General features: G+C 60.0%; 1 protein-coding gene. It reads left to right on the top strand.

The window, feature by feature from the left end; translation table 11 throughout:
- Positions 1-76: 76 nt before the first annotated feature.
- On the top strand, positions 77-3716 hold a 3640-nt coding region (locus ABD240_RS14940), incomplete at its 3' end, for a CshA/CshB family fibrillar adhesin-related protein (protein WP_344338135.1).

Below are 3716 nucleotides of genomic sequence, written 5' to 3'. Positions count from 1 at the left end.
CCGCCTCCGCGTGCTCCTCGCCGCCGGCGGACTCACCCCATGACCCCCACCCAATGTCCCAAGAGCCACCAATATCGTGGCTGACGATGGCGCTGGAGATGTGTTCCGGTATCGTTCCGGCTCGTGGCAGGGTGACGCCCTGGACGATCTCTACAACATCGGCGGGACTGGCGGAAACAACCAGCTGGTCGCTGGTATCTCCAACGGGCAGAACCCGCGCAACCCTGGAAACATGTCGTTCCACGTGGCCTGTGAAGCTGACGTTGACGGCCGCCCCTACCCTATGCAGGGCCTCGTCTTTGCGGACGCGGAGCAGAACAACTACCAGCCTAACGGGCAGCAGGAGAGCATCTCTGCTACCCCGGACAATCCGGACGACGTGACATGGCGCATCATGGAGCGCACGCGCACCCCCGGTTGTAACACCGGCACCTGGGTCAGCCGGTACGACGATGAACGCCTCCGGATGATGTCAACCACGGATCAATGTAGTGGTTCTCCCGGCGGCCCGATCGTGGTCTCGATGATGGAAAACGTGGATTCGGCCACCTTCTCGCTCTGGTCGAACAATGGAGCCGTCTCGGCGCTGGCCATCGGTGTGGTGCACTTCGCTGATTTCGGTGATGCACCGGAAAGCTATGGAAATGCCGGAGCGTTGTCGTCCGGGATGTTCCAAGGGGGCGAACTCCCTATGGGGCATACGCAGGCATTCGGAAGTGCTCCGGCCGACACGACTCTCGCCCAGCCTACTCCCAGGCTTGGCGATCGACTCGACCCCGAGGCGAACCAGCGGTTCAGTCCCGACGCAAGGGGTGACGACCAGAACGGTGCCGATGACGAGGATTCCATTGTCATCCCTGCCTCCCTCGAGGCAAAGCGCGGTCAGCCTTTCACCTCGCCGGAGATCAAGTGTGTGGGGCCTGGCGATGTCGCTGGCTGGTTTGACTGGAACGGCAACGGGACCTTCGATGAAGGGGAGCGCTCCAACACGGTCACCTGTGGTGAGGGTGAGGAAACCATCACCCTCGATTGGCGGGTGCCGGGTGACGCGACAGTGGGCGCCAGTACGACCTTCATGCGCCTGAGGATCGCTGATCCGGGTGAGGCCTTTGGCGCCACCGGGACGACATTCTCCGGTGAGGTGGAGGACTATCAGGTCCAGACGCAGGTCGAAGACGCGCCGATCGCGAACGATGACCGCTCGGATGAGCATGAGGTGGGCGAAACCGTTACGATCCCAGTGCTGGACAATGACACTGGAAACCTCGATCCGTCGACAGTGAACCTCGTTGACCCTGATTCCGGTGAGCCGGTGAAGGAGTTGACAGTTCCAGGTGAGGGCGTCTGGACGGTGAACGAGGACGGTTCAGTCACGTTCGTGCCGGAGGACGGCTACACCGGTGACCCGACTCCAGTTGCCTATACCGCTGAGGATCCCGACGGAGAACAAGTCACCGCGAACATCATCGTGACCTACCTGCCAGAGGCCTACGACGATGAGTCGTTGAACAACCCTCGTGGTGAGCCGGTGACGGTGGACGTGCTCGGCAATGACGAGGGTGAATTTGATCCGTCGACGGTGAATATCACTGATCCTGAGTCCGGTGAGCCGGTGAAGGAGCTGACCGTTCCGGGTAAGGGCGTGTGGACGGTGAACGACGATGGGTCGATTACCTTCACGCCTGAGGAAGGTTTCGAGGGTGATCCGACGCCAATCGGCTACACCGTTGAAGATGAGGCTGGCACCGTTTCGAGCGCTGAGGTCGTTGTGACCTACGTTGATGAAGCCACTCCGCCTGCTGCGAACGACGACGAATCGTTGGACAACGAGAGTGGCACCGCAGTCAGGGTGCCCGTTTTGAGTAACGACGAGGGTGCGCTTCTTCCCTCAACCGTCAACATCACTGATCCTGATTCCGGTGAGCCTGTGAAGGAACTCGCGGTGCCGGGTGAGGGGACGTGGACGGTTGATCCGGAGACGGGTGATATCACCTTCACGCCCGAGGAAGGGTACGAGGGTGATCCGACGCCGATCGCGTACACGGTCGAGGATGCCGACGGTAACGAGGTGACTGCAAACGTCGTAGTGACGTATCTGGATGCTGACGCTCCGGTAGCCAACGATGACGAGTCACTGGATAACCCCCTTGGTGAGCCGGTGACGGTGAACGTGCTCGAAAATGACGAGGGCGATTATGACCCCTCCACGGTGAACATCAGCGATCCTGAGGGTAACCCTGTCAAGGAGCTGGTGGTTCCTGGTGAGGGTGTGTGGACGGTGAACGACGATGGGTCGATCACGTTCACGCCCGAGGATGGTTTCGAGGGTGATCCGACGCCGATTACGTACACGGTGGAGGACTCGAACGGCAACCAGGACAGTGCAGGCGTGGTTGTCACCTATGTGGATCCGGATGCGCCTGCGGCGACGGATGATGAGTCGCTGAACAATGAGCCTGGTTCGACGGTGACGGTTGATCCGTTGGCGAATGATTCGGGTGATCTGGATCCGACGACGGTGAACCTGACTGATCCGGATGGTAATCCGGTGAAGGAGCTCACGGTTCCTGGTGAGGGTGTGTGGACGGTGGATCCGGAGACGGGTGCGATTACGTTCACGCCTGAGGAGGGTTTCTTGGGTAATCCGACGCCGGTGGCGTACACGGTTGAGGACACTGAGGGTAATGAGACGGGCGCGAATGTTGTCGTGACGTATCTGCCTGAGGCGTCTGATGATGAGTCGTTGGACAACCCGCGTGGTGAAGCTGTCACGCTGAATGTGCTGGAGAACGACTCTGACAACTTGGACCCGTCCACGGTGAACATCACGGATCCGGATGGTAATCCGGTGAAGGAGCTCACGGTTCCTGGTGAGGGTGTGTGGACGGTGAACGACGATGGGTCGATCACGTTCACTCCGGAGGAGGGCTTTGAGGGTCAGCCGACGGATATCGCTTACACGGTTCAGGACACTGAGGGCAACGAGGTGACGGCGAATGTGGTTGTCACCTATGTGGATCCGCCGCAGGCGCACGACGACCTGTCCGAGGACAACCCGCAGGGTGACCCGGTGATGGTGCAGGTCCTTGAGAACGATGAGGGCGATCTCGATCCCTCAACGGTGAATATCACTGATCCTGAGTCCGGTGAGCCGGTGAAGGAGCTGGTGGTTCCTGGTGAGGGTGTGTGGACGGTGAACGACGATGGGTCGATCACCTTCACGCCTGAGGACGGTTTCACGGGTGACCCGACGCCGATTGATTACACGGTCGAGGATGTCAATGGCAACGAGACCGGCGCCACTGTCGAGATTGACTATCTGCCGATGGCTGAGGACGACGAGTCGCTGAATAACCCGCGTGGTGAAGCAGTAACTGTGGATGTGCTTGACAATGATTCGGCTGATCTCGATCCCTCAACGGTGAATATCACTGATCCTGAGTCCGGTGAGCCGGTGAAGGAGCTCACGGTTCCTGGTGAGGGTGCGTGGACGGTGAACGAGGATGGTTCGATCACCTTCACGCCCGAGGAGGGCTTTGACGGCCAGCCGACGGATATCCGCTACACGGTTGACGATGCCCACGGCAACGAAACCTATGCGGATGTACACATCACATACGTTGATGAAGACCCGGTGATGCCGGAGGCGAACAACGATGAGTCGTTGAACAACCCGCGTGGCCCGGTGACGGTGGATGTGCTGGACAACGATGAGG

The sequence above is a fragment of the Brevibacterium salitolerans genome (assembly GCF_039531405.1).
GTDB lineage: Bacteria > Actinomycetota > Actinomycetes > Actinomycetales > Brevibacteriaceae > Brevibacterium > Brevibacterium salitolerans.
The sequence above is the reverse complement of the archived record's forward strand: the minus strand, read 5'-3'. Positions and strand labels throughout refer to the sequence as shown.